Source organism: Billgrantia saliphila (assembly GCF_002930105.1).
Lineage (GTDB): Bacteria > Pseudomonadota > Gammaproteobacteria > Pseudomonadales > Halomonadaceae > Halomonas > Halomonas saliphila.
On sequence record NZ_PJRN01000023.1, the window covers coordinates 1 to 14,896 of the forward strand.

A 14,896-nucleotide genomic window follows, 5' to 3' on the forward strand; every position below is an offset into this window, starting at 1 on the left:
TCGCCGGCAGCGGATGCGTACTTTACGGTTTTCCTCGCGCCCCTGCAAGGGCCGCTTGTCAAAAAGTTTCAGGACGGTGACGGGGCGATGACGGCGAAGCTATCCACAGGCCCTCGCCGTGCCGGGCCTGTGGATGAAACGGGCGCGACCGCCACCGTCGAAAACGCCCGCACGAGGCGGGCGTCGATGCAAAGGAGAGAACCTCCTCAGCTCTCGGGAGGCGAGTGCTTCATCTTGCGCATGGTGGCCAGCACCGGCCCCGAGGCCACATAGGTGCCGAATAGCAGCAGCAGCATCACGGAGGGTTCGAGCGAGATCACCACGAACCCCAGCACGATGGCGAGCAGGACCACGAAGGGCACCGGTCCCTTGAGATCGATGTCCTTGAAGCTGTAGTAGCGGATATTGCTCACCATGAGCACGCCCGCCGCGGCAACCACCAGCAGCATCAACAGCTTGAAACCGACGGCGTCGGCATCGAAGCTGTGGAAGGTCCATACGCTTGCCGCCACCAGGGCAGCAGCCGACGGACTGGGCAGGCCGATGAACCACTTCTTGTCGACGCTCCCTATCTGCACGTTGAAGCGGGCCAGCCGCAGAGCGGCACAGGCGACATAGAGGAAAGCCACGACCCAGCCGGTCTTGCCGATGTCCTGCAGAATCCAGGTGAACGCCACCAGCGCCGGGGCGACGCCGAAGGAGAGCATGTCCGAGAGGCTGTCGTACTCGGCGCCGAAGGCGCTCTGGGTATTGGTTAGCCGCGCGACCCGACCGTCCAAACCATCGAGCACCATGGCGATGAAGATGGCTACGGCGGCTGCGGTGAAGTCGCCATTGATCCCGGCCACCACCGCAAAGAAACCGGCGAACAGCGCCGAGGTGGTAAACAGGTTGGGAAGCAGATAGATCCCCCTGCGCCTGACCTTCTTGCCATCCTCGATCGACTCCTCGACAACTTCGGTCTCGCGCAAGAAGGCGGCGGCCAGATCTTCCTCACCCGACGGCGTCTGCTCCTGCTCGTCCGCCCCGGGATCGACGCTGTCGGGACGGGATGTGCGTTCGCTATTGCTTGGATCTTGACTCATTCGTCTCGTCCGTTGCCAGAAAAAGGTCACCCGCAGGTGGTACGTTTCATTCTACACGGTGGCGACTAGGCGAAAAGCGTACGACACGATGAACGCAAAAAGGGCGCGGATGACCGCGCCCCTCTCGAACGGACTGGCTTGCCGTTCAGTTCTTGGTCTTGTCGACCAGCTGGTTGGCGGCGATCCATGGCATCATGCCCCGCAGCTTGGCCCCCACCTGCTCGATATCGTGTTCGGCGTTCAGGCGGCGACGCGCGGTCATCGAGGGATAGTTGGTGTTGCCCTCCTGGATGAACATCTTGGCGTACTCGCCGGTCTGGATGCGCTTGAGCGCATTGCGCATGGCCTGGCGAGACTGCTCGTTGATCACCTCGGGACCGGTCACGTACTCGCCGTACTCCGCGTTGTTGGAGATGGAGTAGTTCATGTTGGCGATGCCGCCCTCGTACATCAGATCGACGATCAGCTTGAGCTCGTGCAGGCACTCGAAGTAGGCCATTTCCGGAGCGTAACCGGCCTCCGTCAGCGTCTCGAAACCGGCCTTGACCAGCTCAACGGCACCGCCGCACAGCACGGCTTGCTCGCCGAACAGGTCGGTCTCGGTCTCGTCCTTGAAGGTGGTCTCGATGATGCCGCTGCGACCGCCGCCGATAGCTGCGGCGTAGGAAAGCGCTAGCTCCTTGGCCTTGCCCGAGGCATCCTGGTGGATGGCGATGAGATCGGGGATGCCGCCACCCTTGACGAACTCGGAGCGTACGGTGTGTCCGGGCGCCTTGGGAGCCACCATGATCACGTCGAGGTCGCGGCGCGGCTCGATCTGGTTGTAGTGGATGTTGAAGCCATGGGCGAAGGCCAGCGTGGCACCTTCCTTCAGGTTCGGCTCGACCTGGTTCTCGTAGATCGCCTTCTGGTTCTCGTCCGGCGCCAGGAGCATTACCACGTCGGCACTCTTGCACGCCTCCTCGACGGAAGCGACCTTGAGGCCGGCCCCTTCGGCCTTGGCCGCGGAGGAAGAGCCCGAGCGCAGGGCGACGGTGACATCGACCCCGGACTCCTTGAGGTTGTTGGCATGGGCGTGGCCCTGTGAACCGTAGCCCACGATGGTGACCTTCTTGCCTTGGATGAGGGCGAGGTCGCAATCCTTGTCGTAGTAGACGCGCATGGTATTGCTCCTGGAAGCGAAGGGTTGAAATGCGTTCGTGTCAGCGTTGATGGCCACCCGCGCCGTCTGACGCGGCGCTGGGAGTCGGCTCATTCGATGGCTCCACCTTAACGCCAAGGCTATGTTGCGTAAAACGCGATATTTGCAACATTACATGCCGATTCATGCAATACTCGAAGAATGGACATGCGCCCTCTCAAACAGTTTCTCGCTCTTGCCGATACGTTGCACTTCGGTCGTGCCAGCGAGCTGTGCCACGTCAGCCCCTCGACGCTTTCCCGCACCATTCGCCAGCTCGAGGAGACGCTCGACGCCCCGCTCTTCGTGCGAGACAACCGCCACGTCACCATGACACCGCAAGGTCGGCACTTTCAGGAATATGCGCGGGAAGCCCTGGCCCAGTGGGAGCTGTTGCGCCATACCCTGAGCCGACAGGCCGGCGAACTCATCGGCGAAATCAGCATCTACTGCTCGGTGACCGCCAGCTACAGCTTCCTCTATGACCTGCTCAGCGACTTCCGCTTGCGCCATCCGCGAATCGAGCTCAAGTTGCATACCGGCGACCCGGCGGAATCGATGAGCCGGGTGCTGGCCGGCGAAGAGGACATGGCGATCACGCCTCGCCCCAGGAGCGCCCCCGTGGCGCTGGCCTTCAAATCGCTGACGCGATCGCCGCTGGTGTTCATCGCCCCGGTGGAGCAGGCCGCGTGGATCCCCGCCACGCCCGACTCCCCTTCCGCCGAGCAGTGGCAGGGCGTGCCGATGGTGCTTTCCGAGGCGGGACTGTCCCGCGATTACACCGATACGTGGTTCCGGGCGCTGGGCGTGGCGCCGACCATCTACGCCCAGGTCGCCGGTCACGAGGCAATCGTCAGCATGGTGGGGCTCGGCTTCGGCATCGGCGTGGTGCCGAAGATCGTGCTCGACAACAGCCCACTTGCCGAGCGGGTACGCCTGCTACCGGTGAAACCCGAGCTGCCCCACTACGACGTCGGCCTGTGCGCGCTGAATCGTCAGCTCAAGAGCCCGCTGATCCAGGCGCTTTGGGACACGGTCACGGAGCGCTGAGACGAAAAAGCCGCCCCGAAGGACGGCTGTAACATTCTGCAGAATGTAGATTTACGTCACGAGCGAAGATAGGTCGGCCACCGCCGGAGCGCAGCACCCGGAGTTGACTGGCTGCTCAATGAGGATTGCGACGGTTCGACGCCTCGACACCGCCGGTGGCCGAGATATCGAGCGCAGTAGTAAATCAGAGCGAAAGCACCTTGTCGCCCCGGGCGATACCGGAAACCCCGGTTCGCGCCACCTCGAGGATCCCCACCGGCCCCATGGCCTGCAGGAAGGCATCGAGCTTGGAGGCATCGCCGGTGATCTGCACAGTGTAGAGGCTCGGCGTAACGTCGACGATCTGTGCACGAAAGATGTCGACGGTACGCTTGACCTCGTCGCGTGCCGCTCCCAAGGCCTTGACCTTCACCAGCATCAGCTCGCGCTCGATGTGGTTGCCCTCGGTGAGGTCGACCAGCTTGATCACGTCGATCAGCTTGTTGAGGTGTTTGGTGATCTGTTCGATCACGCGATCGTCGCCGACGGTGGTCACGGTCAGCCTCGACAGCGATGGATCCTCGGTCGGCGCCACGTTGAGCGTCTCGATATTGAAGTTGCGCTGCGAGAACAGCCCCACCACGCGAGACAATGCGCCCGGTTCGTTTTCCATGAGAATCGAGATGATATGGCGCATCAGGTCCGCTCCGTCTTGGAAAGCAGCATGTCACGCATGGAGCCCAGAGGCACCTGCATCGGATAAACGTGCTCGCGGGGGTCGACGATCACATCGACGAACACCAGCTCATGCTTGTCGGCGAAGGTGCGCTCCAGCGCCGGACGCAGCTCATCCATCGTCTCCACCCGCAGCGCGGTGAAGCCATACGCCTCGATCAGCTTGGAGAAATCCGGCAGCGACTCCATGTAGGAGTGCGCGTGCCGCGACTTGTAGTTGAGGTCCTGCCACTGTCGCACCATGCCCAGCGACGCGTTGTTGAGGTTGATGATCTTGACGCCCCCGCCGAATTGCTTACAGGTGGAGAGCTCCTGCATCATCATCTGGAAGCTGCCCTCACCGGTGACGCAGATCACTTGCTCCTCGGGAAAGTTCTGCTTGATGCCCATGGCCGCCGGGAAGCCGAAGCCCATGGTGCCGAGCCCGCCCGAGGTGATGAAGCGGTTGGGTTTGTCGAACTTGTAGTACTGGGCGGCGAACATCTGGTGCTGGCCCACGTCGGTGGTCACATACGCCTCGCCGCGCGTCACTTCGCACAGCGCCTCGATCACCTCCTGCGGCTTGAGCTGCTCGCCCGGCTTCGACGGCTCGTAGAGCTTGCCGCGGCGCTCCTCGCGCCAGCCGTCGATCTTCTGCCACCACTCGGTCAGCGCCTCGGGGTGGGCGATCTCCTTGCCCTGTACCAGACTGATCATTTCATCGATGACGCTGGCCGCCGGCCCCACGATCGGCACGTCGGCACGCACCGTCTTCGACACCGAGCTGGGGTCGATGTCGACATGGATGATCTTGGCCGTAGGACAGAACTTGGAGGTGTTGTTGGTCACGCGGTCGTCGAAACGCGCGCCGATGGCGATGATCAAATCGGCGTGGTGCATGGCCATGTTGGATTCGTAGGAGCCGTGCATGCCCAGCCAACCCAGGCACTGGCGATCGCTCTGCGGGTAGGAGCCGATGCCCATCAGCGTCGTGGTGATGGGATAGCCCAGGCGCTTGACCAGATCGGTCAGGCCCTCGCAGGCGCGCCCGGTGATCACTCCGCCGCCGGTATAGAACACCGGCCGCTTGGCCTTGAGCATCATCTCCACGGCCTTCTTGATCTGGCCGGTATGTCCGCGCGCCACCGGATTGTAGGAGCGCATCTTGACCTTCTTCGGATAGACATACTCGTAGCGCTCGGTGGGAGCGGTCATGTCCTTGGGAATGTCCACCACCACCGGACCGGGACGTCCGGTCGCGGCCAGGTAGAAGGCCTTTTTCAGCACTTCCGGAATCTCGGTCGGGTGCTTGATCGAGAAGCTGTGCTTCACGATCGGGCGGGTCACGCCGATGATGTCGGTTTCCTGAAAGGCGTCGTCACCGATCAAATGGCTCATCACCTGGCCGCACAGAACCACCATGGGAATCGAGTCCATGTAGGCGGTGGCGATGCCGGTGACGGCGTTGGTGGCCCCGGGGCCGGAGGTGACCAGGACCACGCCGGGCTTGCCGGAGGCCCGGGCGTAGCCGTCGGCGGCATGGGTCGCCGCCTGTTCGTGGCGCACCAGGATGTGCTTGACCTTGTCCTGGCGGAACAGCGCATCGTAGATATGCAGCGCCGCGCCGCCGGGATAGCCATAGATATATTCGACCCCTTCATCCTGCAGGAATCGAGCGATCATATCCGCGCCGGAAAGCAATTCCACTTGTGTATCTCCCCTGGAGGTCTCGAGTGCGATCCGCGCCCAGGATGGGCACGGGGTCGAGTGCGGCGGTACGCCGCTGCCGGCCTTGCCGGCACCTGATGCCAAACCCTGGCATTGGATGCGACCGTGACGGTACGCATCCCACTGGCCCGGTTGGGGCCTGCACTCTCATCACGGCGGATCGCCGCGTCGGGGCGTTGGCCGAATCCGGCGGTTGGCCGGTTCCGGAGTCCTTCGGCGGGTAGAGGCCCATCGGCCTACCCTTCGCACGGGGATGGGGGATCGCCCTTCAATATCCGTGCCCGCAAATCAGGAACGCTCAAGATTCCAATAGCCATGCGGCAGTGTCAACCGCCGCGTCGACAGCTTGGCCGCCACGGCTCGCACTTTCGAATGAGGTTCGGGGAGTCGAACCGATGAGTAAAAAAGCCCGCCGGCTGAGAGCAGGCGGGCAAGGGGGTTACAGGACGCAACCTATAGAGCAGTGTAGACGCTCGCCAGCCACATGGCTGGCGAATGCGTAAGGGTTGGTATTACGTTCGAAACACCAGTTTGTCGCCTTCGGTTTCGACGTGAATGACATCGCCGGTGGCGAAGCGACCGGACAACAGATCCTGGGCCAGCGGGTTCTCGATGCGGCTCTGGATCGCACGCTTGAGCGGACGCGCACCGAACACAGGGTCAAAACCCGCCAGGGCGAGCTGAGCCATGGCCTCGTCGCTGACCTCGAGCCGCATGCCGTGTTCGGCCAGGCGGGCACGCAGGCGGTCGAGCTGGATGCCGGCGATCGCCTCGATCTGCTCCTGACGCAGGGCGTGGAACACCACCACCTCGTCGATGCGGTTGATCAGCTCGGGGCGGAAATGCGTGCCGACCACATCCATCACCGCACGCTTCATCTCCTCGTACTGCTCCTCGGCACCGCCCATGCGCTGGATGATGTCCGAGCCCATGTTCGAGGTCATCACGATCACCGTATTGCGAAAGTCCACGGTACGCCCCTGACCATCGGTGAGTCGTCCGTCCTCGAGCACCTGCAGCAGAATGTTGAAGACGTCGGGGTGGGCCTTCTCCACCTCGTCGAGCAGCAGCACCGAGTAGGGCTTGCGCCGCACCGCCTCGGTCAGGTAACCACCCTCCTCGTAGCCCACGTAGCCGGGAGGCGCACCGATCAGCCGCGCCACGGAGTGCTTCTCCATGAACTCCGACATGTCGATACGCACCATCGCCTCCTCGGTATCGAAGAGGAAGTTGGCCAGCGCCTTGCACAGCTCGGTCTTGCCTACCCCGGTCGGACCGAGGAACAGGAACGAGCCGTTGGGCCGGTTGGGATCGGCGAGCCCGGCACGCGAACGGCGCACGGCGTTGGCCACTGCGGTGACCGCCTCCTCCTGGCCGATCACCCGCTGATGCAGCGCTTCTTCCATGCGCAGCAGCTTGTCGCGCTCGCCCTCCAGCATCTTGGCCACTGGAATGCCGGTCCAGCGCGAGACCACCTCGGCGATCTCCTCCTCGGTGACGTTGGAACGCAACAGCTTGTGCTGCGAGATGTCGGCCTCGGTTTCGCTCGACTCGGCGATTTTCTTCTCGAGCTCGGGAATCACGCCGTACTGCAGCTCCGACATGCGGCCGAGATCGCCCTGGCGGCGCGCCTGCTCCAAGTCAATGCGGGCACGCTCGAGCTCCTCCTTGAACTGTCCCGCCCCTTGGATGCTGGCCTTCTCGGCCTTCCAGATCTCGTCGAGATCGGCGTACTCGCGCTCCAGGTCGTCAATCTGCTCCTGGAGGCTCTCGAGACGCTTCTTTGAGGCCTCGTCGGTCTCCTTCTTGAGGTGCTCGCGCTCCATCTTGAGCTGGATCAGCCGACGGTCGAGACGGTCCATCTCCTCGGGCTTGGAGTCGAGCTCCATGCGGATGCGCGAGGAGGCCTCATCGATCAGGTCGATGGCCTTGTCGGGCAGCTGGCGGTCGGTGATATAGCGGGTCGAGAGCTTGGCCGCGGCGATGATGGCACCGTCGGTGATATCGACCTTGTGGTGTACCTCGTAGCGCTCCTTAAGGCCGCGCAGAATCGCCACGGTATCCTCCTCGGAGGGCTCGTCGACCAGCACTTTCTGGAAACGCCGCTCGAGTGCGGCATCCTTCTCGATGTACTTGCGATACTCGTCGAGGGTAGTGGCACCCACGCAGTGCAGCTCGCCGCGCGCCAGCGCCGGCTTGAGCATGTTGCCGGCGTCCATGGCGCCCTCGGCCTTACCGGCGCCGACCATGGTGTGCAGCTCGTCGATGAACAGGATCACCCGGCCCTCCTCCTGGGCCAGTTCCTTGAGTACCGACTTCAGGCGCTCCTCGAACTCGCCGCGGAACTTGGCCCCGGCCAGCAGCGAGCCCATGTCCAGCGACAGTACACGCTTGTCCTTGAGCCCTTCCGGCACCTCGCCGTTGACGATGCGCTGGGCCAGGCCCTCGACGATGGCGGTCTTGCCCACGCCGGGCTCACCGATCAGTACCGGGTTGTTCTTGGTGCGGCGCTGCAGCACCTGAATGGTGCGGCGGATCTCGTCGTCGCGGCCGATCACCGGGTCGAGCTTACCTTCGGCGGCACGTTCGGTTAGATCGAGGGTGTACTTTTCCAGCGCCTCGCGCTGCTCCTCGGCGTTGGGATCATCGACCCGCTCGCCGCCGCGCACGCTGTCAATGGCCTGCTCCAGCCCCTGACGGGTGATCCCCGCCTGCTTGAGCAGCTTAGTCACCGCATGGCCCATCTCGAGTGCTGCAAGCAAGACCAGCTCGCTGGCGATGTACTGGTCGCCGCGCTGCTGCGCCTCGCGGTCGGTCAAGTTGAACAGCTTGATCAGGTCGCGAGAGGGCTGGACCTCGCCGGTGAATTGACCAACCGTGGGCAAATCATCGAGATGGCCCACCAGGGTATCACGCAGCCGCGCGGCGTCACCGCCGGCCTTCTGAGTGAGCGCCTTGATGCCGGTGTCGCGAGCATCGAGCAGTGCCAGCAGCAGATGCCCGGGCTCGAGCTGGTTGTGTCCCCGTCCCACGGCCAGGGACTGGGCGTCGGCCACGGCGTTCTGCAGCTTGGCGGTGAACTTGTCGAAACGCATTCGCTTTCCTCCATCGGGGTGGCGGTGCGTTCGGACGCACCGCTTGGCCCTGTCGTATCGTATTGACAGCTTCAATGGAGTCAGCGTGGCCGGCTTTCAAGTCATCGGCCAGGAGGGAAGTGCGGCGGCTTGACGCGGGTCAAGGTTGCGGGATGCAGGCTGCAGTGTATCGTTATGCTCGAAGCTCGTGGCCCGGTGCTACCTGAGCCAGATCACGCTGGCCATGCGTCCGGTCCGCCCTTCGTCGCGGCGATGGGAATAGAAGCGTGACTCGCAGGCGGTGCAGAAGTGGCCACCGCTGATGTGCGCCACGCCGAGCCGCTCCAGGCGCAGGCGGGCAAGCTTGTAGAGGTCGGCCATGTAGTGACCCAGGCGGTAGGGGCTGGGGTCGAAGGCGGCGGCGGTTTCCGGGTGCACGCCGACGAAGGCCTGCTGAACCTCGGGCCCCACCTCGAACTGAGCGTTGGAAATGGCCGGCCCCAGCCAGGCCATCAGCGTTTCCGGCGGGGTGGAGAGCGCTGCGACCGTGGCTTCGAGCACACCGCCGGCCAGCCCGCGCCAGCCGGCATGCGCCACGCCGACTCGCGTTCCCTGGCGGTCGCAGAAGAATACCGGCAGGCAGTCGGCGGTCAGCACCACGCAGGCGTGACCGCGATCGAAAGCCACCGAGGCATCGGCTTCGGGAAGTTTCTCGGTGTAGCTAGCCTGCACGCGGGCGCCGTGCACCTGTCGCAGCCACAGCAATGGCCGTTCGTCGTCGATTTCGGCACCGAGCAGGCGGCGGCAAAGCCCCACGTGGGCGGGGTTGTCGCCCACCCTATCGCTGGGGTTGAAGCAGGCGAAATCACCCTGGCTCGGACCGGTCTCGCGGGTGGTGACGAAGGCTCCCACGTTCATGGGCGCCGGCCAGTCGGGCTCGATCAGGGTCGGTTGCAGGTGGGGGGCGTCGCTCATTCGAGGCTCCTCGGCTCAGGCTTCGCTGTCGTTGCGCAGGTAATCGATCAGCGCGAGCAGGTCGTCGGGCAGGGCGGCACGGAACGTGACCGGCTCGCCGCTGCCGGGGTGTACGAAGGCCAGCTTGCGGGCATGCAGCGCCTGACGCGGAAACTCGCGCAGCAGCACCTTGAGCCCTTCTCCCGCCCCGGCCGGCAGCTTGAGTCGCCCACCGTATACCGGATCGCCGACCAGCGGAAAGCGCCGATGCGCCAAGTGCACCCGTATCTGGTGAGTGCGCCCGGTCTCGAGCCGGCAGCGCACATGGGTATGCGCACGGAAGCGCTCGACCACCCGGTAATGGGTCACGGCCGGTTTGCCGCTGACGTGCACCGCCTGCCGCTTGCGATCCTTCGGATGCCGGCCGATGGGAGCATCCACCGTACCGCCCGAGGTCATCACGCCCACGCAGACCGCATCGTACTCGCGGGAGACCGTGCGTGCCTGCAGCTGCTCGACCAATGCGGTCTGCGCGGCCAACGTCTTGGCCACCACCATCAGGCCAGTGGTGTCCTTGTCCAGCCGGTGCACGATGCCGGCCCGCGGCACGGTAGCCAGCGTCGGGCAGTGATGCAGCAAGGCGTTGAGCAAGGTGCCGTCGGGGTTGCCCGCGGCCGGATGCACCACCAGACCAGCCGGCTTGTCGATCACCAGGATCTCGTCGTCTTCGTACACCGCCTCGAGCGGTATCGCCTCGGGCTCGAAGCGAGCGTCCTCCTCGATCGTGGCCGCCAGCTGCAGCCACTCGCCGCCCGCCATCCTGTCCTTGGGCTTGCCCGGGCGGCCATCGACGGTCAGCGTGCCCTCCTTGATCCAACCCTTGAGACGCTCGCGGGAATGGTCGGCGAAGAGCTCGGCGGCGGCCTGGTCGAGACGGCAGCCGGCCAGTGAAACGGGCACACGTTGCTGGGCTTCCACGATCTGGGGCATAGGGGAACTATCGTTGTCAGCATCCTCGGACTGCGTTTTCATGCGAGGTGCTTTATAGTGGGCGGGTTACGGTCGATTCTACCACGGCCGACACGGCTTGTTAGACACGAGGATCACGATGCGCGTTTCCCCCATCGCCACACGCCTTATTGCCATGCTACTGGCCGCCGCCCTGGTCACCGGTTGTGCCGGCAGGTCCGCCACGGAAGAAGAGGAAGACGAATTCGAAGGCGTTGCCGAACAGCAGCTCTACGACGAGGCGCGTGATGCGCTCGAGGGTGGACGCTACCCCTCCGCGATCACTCGTCTCGAAGCGCTCGATACGCGCTTCCCCTTCGGGCGTCACGCCGAGCAGGCGCAGCTCGAGCTGATCTACGCTTACTATGAGACCAACGACTGGGAAGCCACGCGCGCCGCGGCCAGCCGCTTCATTCGTCTGCATCCCACGCATCCGCAAGCCGACTATGCGCTCTACATGCGCGGGCTGGCTTCGTGGCAGGCCGGCCGCTTCAGCCTCGAACGCCTGCGTCTGATCGACATCTCCAAGCGCGATCTCGGCGCCTCGCGCGACGCCTACGCCGATTTCCGCGAGCTGGTCACCCGTTATCCGAACAGCGAGTACGCCCCCGACGCCGAGCAGCGCATCGTCTATCTGCGCAACGTGCTAGCGCGCCATGAACTGCACGTTGCTGACTTCTATCTGCGCAAGGGTGCCTATCTTGCCGCTGTCGAGCGCGGTCGCTGGGTGGTCGAGAATTACCCCCAGGCGGAAGCCACTCGCGATGCACTGGCGGTGATGGTGGAAGGCTACCTGGGACTCGACATGCGCGATCGCGCCCGCGAGGTGCTCCAGGTACTGATTGAGAACGCTCCGAGCCACGATCGCCTACGCGGTCGCACCTTCCAGCCACAGCACGTCGATGCGGAGTCGATCTCGGCCTGATAGCTGCAGGCTGGCAGAGTCAGACTTCACAGCAGAACGCCACCGCCCATTCGGACGGTGGCGTTCTTTTTGGCTCGTGGCTCTAGAGCCTACTCCCCCGGCTGCCAGGCATTGACGATGGGATAGCGCCGATCCCGACCGAAGCCCCGCGGTGTCACCCGCACGCCCACCGGCGCCTGGCGCCGCTTGTACTCGTTGCGGTCGACCAGCTTGACCACCTGATAGACGTCCTCGCGCTCGAATCCAGCTTCGATGATCGCCTCGGCGCTCATGTCGCCCTCGATGTAGCGCACCAGGATGGCATCGAGCACGTCGTAGTCGGGCAGCGAGTCGGTATCCTTCTGGTCCGGCGCCAGCTCGGCGGAAGGCGGACGCGTGATGACACGCTCGGGAATTGCCGGCGACTGGGTATTGCGCCAGCGCGCCAGGCGATAGACCCACGACTTGTACACGTCCTTGAGCGCATTGAAGCCGCCCGCCATGTCGCCGTAGAGGGTGGCATAACCCACCGCCATCTCGCTCTTGTTGCCGGTGGTGAGCACCATCAACCCCTTCTTGTTGGAGATGGCCATCAACAGCACGCCGCGACAGCGAGACTGCAGATTCTCTTCTGTAGTATCGCGCTCGGTGCCGGCGAAGGTATCGGCCAGCGTGGTCATGAAGGCGTCCACCATGGGCTCGATCGGCAGCACTTCGTAGTGCACGCCGAGCAGGCGAGCCTGCTCGGCGGCGTCCTCCTGAGAGATGTCGGCGGTGTAGCGATACGGCATCATCACCGCATGCACGCGCTGTGGCCCCAGCGCATCCACGGCGATAGCAAGCGTAAGGGCCGAGTCGATGCCGCCGGAGAGTCCCAGCACCACCCCCTGAAAGCCGCTCTTGTTGACGTAATCGCGCACGCCGCTGACCAGCGCGCAGTAGAGGCTCTCTTCGGGCTCCTCGAGGGGCTCGATCTCGCCTTCACGCGGCACCCAACGACCCGCCTCCTGCACGAATTGCACCGGCATCAGCCCCGCCTGCCAGTAGGGCGCCACCACGCGCAGCTCACCTTGGGCGTCGACGCAAGCCGAGCCGCCGTCGAAGACCAACTCGTCCTGGCCACCGATGGTATTGACATAGACCAGCGGCAGCGACACCTCGGCGGCTCGCTCCTCGAGCAGGCGCAGGCGCTCAGACGGCTTGTCCTGGTGATAGGGCGAAGCGTTGAGAGTAATCAGGATATCGGCACCGTCGTCGCGCGCCGCCCTCACCGGTTCGCCATTCCACAGGTCCTCACAGATCAGAATGCCGATCCTGGCACCCTTGTGCTCGATCACGAGGCTCCGCTCGCCGGTGGCGAAGTAGCGCCGCTCGTCGAACACCTGGTAATTGGGTAACGCCTGCTTGGCGTACTCGCCGATCCACTCGCCGTTATAGAGCAGCCCGGCCAGATTGTAGCCCAGCCCCTCACGGCGTCCCGGATAGCCGATGACCACCAGCACGTCGCGCGACATCTTCGCCGCCATGCGCGAGCGTGCCTCGCGCAGACGGGTCTCCATGGAAGGGCGCAGCAGCAGGTCCTCGGGCGGATAACCGCTGAGGAACAGCTCGGGGAACACCACGATATCGGCACCATGCTCGATGCGTGCCTCGCGAACGGCTTCGATGGCGCGATCGGCGTTGCCGGGAATGTCCCCTACCAGCGGGTCCAGCTGCGCCATCACCAGCGTCAAGTCTTGCATGGGCGTAGAAATCTCTTGAGAATCCGAAGTCATCGTATTGTCCCGCAAGGGCGTCCGGCTGGCAAAGCCGCTAGCCCCCGACAGGGAGCCTAATAAGGATGAATCTCTTGATCATTCGCCTGATCATCTTCGCCGTGCTGTTCCTCGCCGGCCTCAAGCTCTATCGGATGTATCGGCAGTGGAAGCTCGATCACGATGACTCGATGGCGGATGACAACCACCGGGTCGAGGGCCAGATGGTGCGCTGCGCCTGGTGCAGTGTCCACGTGCCGGAATCCGAGGCCCTGCGCGACAAGGGCGAGTGGTTCTGCAGCAGCGCCCACCGTGACCGTTATCTTCAGGAACGACAGTCCGACGAGAACGAGTAGCCGTCAGGCCACGACGACGATCGCTTACAAATTGTATCGGCAATAACTGATGGAGCGTGCGCCCCGCTCGCCTAGAGTGGAGACCTCATAACACGAGGCCTTCTTACGGCAGGGGAGACATCACACCATGGGCGCAACGCATGTCCTTCGCTCCGGCGCCGGCGGCCAGCGCGGTCTGACCCTTCTCGAATTGTTGGCGGTCATAGCCGTGGCCATGTTGCTGCTGGGTTGGGCCGTTCCCGGCCTGCAGGCGATGACGGCGCGGCAAGAAGTGGCCGCCGAGGTGCACCGGCTGCGCACAGCGCTCTCCCTCGCCCGCAATACCGCCATCGCCAGGCGTTCGATGGTGACGGTCTGCCCCAGCGTCGACCGCACGAGCTGCAGCCAGCAACACTGGAACGCCCCGCTGGCCATCGTCCTGGGTTCCGCAACGAGCGGCAGCTTCGGTGACGATGATCTGCTACGGCTTCTCGAAGCTGGCCGCGGCGTCACGGTCGAGTTCCGCCAGGACGGCAAGCCCGTACGCTACAGCGCTCTGGGTCGCCCGGCGGGCCACAACGGGACCTTCCGCATCTGTGGCCGCAGTGGCCGCGGCGCCCGATTGGTGCTCAGCAATTTCGGCCGGGTTCGGCTGGGCGAACCCCTCACCTGCTGATGCAGGACGTCATCACGGGATCCGTCATGCAGCAACCCATTACCGGTTACCATCGCGACGAAGAGGGTGATTGGGTCGCCGAACTGGCCTGCGGTCACAATCAGCACGTTCGCCATCAGCCGCCGTGGATCGAGCGTCCCTGGGTCATGACGCGAGCCGGACGCCGTTCGCGCCTCGGTATCGAACTCGAATGCGTGAAATGCGAACAGGGCGAGCCACGCGACAATCCATGATCCGCCCCTTGAGCGGTAGGCCTGCTACCCCTTTGGCCCCATTAATAGCCAGATGATCAGGCCGACCAGCGGAAAAATCAGCAGCGCGAGGATCCAGAGGATCTTGGCGAAGGTGCCGGCCGAACTCTTGGCTACCTTGACGATGGCCCAGATCAGGATGATCAGCCAGATCAGGCCTAGCAGGCCGCCCACTTCAATTCCCATTAGACATCTCCTTGTCCA

General features: G+C 64.1%; 14 protein-coding genes. 5 read left to right on the top strand and 9 right to left on the bottom strand.

What is annotated here, in order from left to right:
* Positions 1-206: 206 nt before the first annotated feature.
* Together pssA and ilvC are read right to left on the bottom strand one after the other, a co-directional pair.
* Complete coding sequence (gene pssA, locus CYJ07_RS18310; protein ID WP_104205160.1) at positions 207-1,085, bottom strand: CDP-diacylglycerol--serine O-phosphatidyltransferase; 879 nt, start codon at positions 1,083-1,085, stop codon at positions 207-209.
* A 145-nt stretch (positions 1,086-1,230) separates the two neighbouring features.
* Positions 1,231-2,247, bottom strand: a complete 1,017-nt coding sequence (gene ilvC / locus CYJ07_RS18315) for a ketol-acid reductoisomerase (protein WP_104205161.1) — start codon at positions 2,245-2,247, stop codon at positions 1,231-1,233.
* Positions 2,248-2,427: 180 nt separating this feature from the next.
* Between ilvC and ilvY the strand changes: the two genes are divergently transcribed.
* Positions 2,428-3,315 (top strand): HTH-type transcriptional activator IlvY, encoded by an 888-nt coding sequence (gene ilvY / locus CYJ07_RS18320; RefSeq protein ID WP_104205162.1) that lies wholly within the window; start codon positions 2,428-2,430, stop codon positions 3,313-3,315.
* 184 nt (positions 3,316-3,499) lie between these two features.
* Here the strand turns inward: ilvY and ilvN are convergent, their stop codons facing one another.
* The 5 genes from ilvN to rluD form a co-directional block, all read right to left on the bottom strand.
* The gene (gene ilvN / locus CYJ07_RS18325; RefSeq protein WP_104205163.1) at positions 3,500-3,991 is read right to left on the bottom strand and encodes an acetolactate synthase small subunit; all 492 of its coding nucleotides are present in this window, start codon (positions 3,989-3,991) and stop codon (positions 3,500-3,502) included.
* A complete protein-coding gene (locus tag CYJ07_RS18330) occupies positions 3,991-5,715 on the bottom strand; it encodes an acetolactate synthase 3 large subunit (RefSeq protein ID WP_104205164.1) in 1,725 nt (574 codons plus the stop codon). Before CYJ07_RS18330 ends, ilvN begins: the two co-directional genes overlap by 1 nt.
* 533 nt (positions 5,716-6,248) lie before the next feature.
* A complete protein-coding gene (clpB, locus tag CYJ07_RS18335) occupies positions 6,249-8,831 on the bottom strand; it encodes an ATP-dependent chaperone ClpB (RefSeq protein WP_104205165.1) in 2,583 nt (860 codons plus the stop codon).
* A 198-nt stretch (positions 8,832-9,029) separates the two neighbouring features.
* Positions 9,030-9,785, bottom strand: coding sequence for a peptidoglycan editing factor PgeF (gene pgeF / locus CYJ07_RS18340; protein ID WP_104205166.1), 756 nt, complete (start codon positions 9,783-9,785; stop codon positions 9,030-9,032).
* Positions 9,786-9,800: 15 nt separating this feature from the next.
* Positions 9,801-10,754, bottom strand: a complete 954-nt coding sequence (rluD, locus tag CYJ07_RS18345) for a 23S rRNA pseudouridine(1911/1915/1917) synthase RluD (RefSeq protein WP_104205167.1) — start codon at positions 10,752-10,754, stop codon at positions 9,801-9,803.
* 118 nt (positions 10,755-10,872) lie between these two features.
* On the opposite strand from rluD, the gene CYJ07_RS18350 reads away from it, so the two are divergent.
* Entirely contained in the window at positions 10,873-11,697 is an 825-nt protein-coding gene (locus CYJ07_RS18350) for an outer membrane protein assembly factor BamD (RefSeq protein ID WP_104205168.1), read from the top strand.
* An 89-nt stretch (positions 11,698-11,786) separates the two neighbouring features.
* Here the strand turns inward: CYJ07_RS18350 and CYJ07_RS18355 are convergent, their stop codons facing one another.
* A complete protein-coding gene (locus CYJ07_RS18355; RefSeq protein ID WP_104205169.1) occupies positions 11,787-13,418 on the bottom strand; it encodes an NAD+ synthase in 1,632 nt (543 codons plus the stop codon).
* 98 nt (positions 13,419-13,516) lie between these two features.
* Here CYJ07_RS18355 and CYJ07_RS18360 point away from each other — a divergent pair, with 98 nt between their 5' ends.
* The 3 genes from CYJ07_RS18360 (at position 13,517) to CYJ07_RS18370 (ending at position 14,674) form a co-directional block, all read left to right on the top strand.
* A complete protein-coding gene (locus CYJ07_RS18360; RefSeq protein ID WP_104205170.1) occupies positions 13,517-13,786 on the top strand; it encodes a PP0621 family protein in 270 nt (89 codons plus the stop codon).
* 127 nt (positions 13,787-13,913) lie between these two features.
* Positions 13,914-14,441 (top strand): GspH/FimT family pseudopilin, encoded by a 528-nt coding sequence (locus CYJ07_RS18365; protein ID WP_104205171.1) that lies wholly within the window; start codon positions 13,914-13,916, stop codon positions 14,439-14,441.
* Positions 14,442-14,467: 26 nt separating this feature from the next.
* Positions 14,468-14,674 carry a DUF3565 domain-containing protein gene (locus CYJ07_RS18370; protein ID WP_104205172.1) on the top strand — a complete coding sequence of 69 codons (207 nt, stop codon included), beginning with the start codon at positions 14,468-14,470 and terminating at the stop codon, positions 14,672-14,674.
* Positions 14,675-14,698: 24 nt separating this feature from the next.
* On the opposite strand, the gene CYJ07_RS18375 is transcribed toward CYJ07_RS18370, so the two are convergent.
* Positions 14,699-14,878 (bottom strand): PLDc N-terminal domain-containing protein, encoded by a 180-nt coding sequence (locus tag CYJ07_RS18375; RefSeq protein WP_104205173.1) that lies wholly within the window; start codon positions 14,876-14,878, stop codon positions 14,699-14,701.
* Between the last annotated feature and the right edge of the window lie 18 nt (positions 14,879-14,896).

Excerpts from the sequence above, each read along its gene's own strand:
- pssA (WP_104205160.1), bottom strand. The coding sequence starts at position 1,085 with ATGAGTCAAGATCCAAGCAATAGCGAACGCACATCCCGTCCCGACAGC.
- ilvC (WP_104205161.1), bottom strand. The coding sequence starts at position 2,247 with ATGCGCGTCTACTACGACAAGGATTGCGACCTCGCCCTCATCCAAGGC.
- ilvY (WP_104205162.1), top strand. The coding sequence starts at position 2,428 with ATGGACATGCGCCCTCTCAAACAGTTTCTCGCTCTTGCCGATACGTTG.
- ilvN (WP_104205163.1), bottom strand. The coding sequence starts at position 3,991 with ATGCGCCATATCATCTCGATTCTCATGGAAAACGAACCGGGCGCATTG.
- clpB (WP_104205165.1), bottom strand. The coding sequence starts at position 8,831 with ATGCGTTTCGACAAGTTCACCGCCAAGCTGCAGAACGCCGTGGCCGAC.
- pgeF (WP_104205166.1), bottom strand. The coding sequence starts at position 9,785 with ATGAGCGACGCCCCCCACCTGCAACCGACCCTGATCGAGCCCGACTGG.
- rluD (WP_104205167.1), bottom strand. The coding sequence starts at position 10,754 with ATGCCCCAGATCGTGGAAGCCCAGCAACGTGTGCCCGTTTCACTGGCC.
- CYJ07_RS18350 (WP_104205168.1), top strand. The coding sequence starts at position 10,873 with ATGCGCGTTTCCCCCATCGCCACACGCCTTATTGCCATGCTACTGGCC.
- CYJ07_RS18355 (WP_104205169.1), bottom strand. The coding sequence starts at position 13,418 with ATGCAAGACTTGACGCTGGTGATGGCGCAGCTGGACCCGCTGGTAGGG.
- CYJ07_RS18360 (WP_104205170.1), top strand. The coding sequence starts at position 13,517 with ATGAATCTCTTGATCATTCGCCTGATCATCTTCGCCGTGCTGTTCCTC.
- CYJ07_RS18365 (WP_104205171.1), top strand. The coding sequence starts at position 13,914 with ATGGGCGCAACGCATGTCCTTCGCTCCGGCGCCGGCGGCCAGCGCGGT.
- CYJ07_RS18370 (WP_104205172.1), top strand. The coding sequence starts at position 14,468 with ATGCAGCAACCCATTACCGGTTACCATCGCGACGAAGAGGGTGATTGG.
- CYJ07_RS18375 (WP_104205173.1), bottom strand. The coding sequence starts at position 14,878 with ATGGGAATTGAAGTGGGCGGCCTGCTAGGCCTGATCTGGCTGATCATC.